This is a genomic window from Cupriavidus sp. FW305-F7 (assembly GCF_058782875.1).
The window spans coordinates 1-844 of sequence record NZ_JBYSYC010000130.1 but is presented as its reverse complement, the minus strand read 5'-3'; the positions used below and the strand labels follow the sequence as shown (position 1 = coordinate 844).

The window sequence follows — 844 nt, the reverse complement described above, 5'->3', positions numbered from 1 at the left end:
TGGCGATGCACGTCCGCATCGGAGAATGTTTAACGCAGCATTGGTATCACGGTCATGCACGACACCACATCTACTGCAGGTCCACTCTCTTATTCGCAGTCCTGCGATACCTTTCGGCCGCGTCGTGCTGTCCTTCGAACCGCACGCCGAACAGGACTGGGTAGAACCGCTTTCGTTCACTTCCTCAAACGTGGCTCCGTGCGCAATCGCTTTGTAGCGGAGCTTGTCCCGGAAGGACGACCAGGATGCGTCGTAGACGCTCTTCGCCATCTTGGTTTTGGCGAGTTTCAAAGCCGACACGTTGCCGACCGCGATGTAATCGAAGCGCCGGACGAGCTCGAGCGCAAGCTTGTGCTGGAAGTCGGCGCGGGCATTCGCCACCTTGGCATGCAGCTTGGCAATATGCCGCTTGTGCTTTCGCGCACGCTGCGCCTTCGCCAGTCGTTCGGCGGCATGCCGGCCAAACCGGTCATTGGGGAGCTTCTCGCCGGTCGAAAGCGTCGCGAAGTCCTTCAAACCAAGATCGATGCCGACGCCAGTTTGAATCGGGCGTGCCGGCATATCAGCAACTTCTATCACGATGTTGAGAAACCAGTTCCCGCGCGAATCCTGCGCAAAGTTGCTGCCGTCCCTGACCTTGCCTTCGGGCAACAGGCGACTATTGAAAACGCGGAAGGTATGCCCGGCAAAGCGAAACGCCTCGCCCTCTCGTTTCAAATCGCGGCCCTTCATGGGCACCCATCCAAGGCTCTTCCTACCGCGGTATCGCAAGTAAGGACGGCGATGCTGGCTGCGCGATTTCGCGTACTGCTCGCATGTCGCGTTGACCGTGCCGGAATGGATG

General features: G+C 58.9%; 1 protein-coding gene. It reads right to left on the bottom strand.

The genetic code is table 11. The features are described 5' to 3' along the window. A partial coding sequence (locus tag AC3WL8_RS39925) for an RNA-guided endonuclease InsQ/TnpB family protein (RefSeq protein ID WP_492380258.1) occupies positions 1-844 on the bottom strand: 844 nt, incomplete at both ends.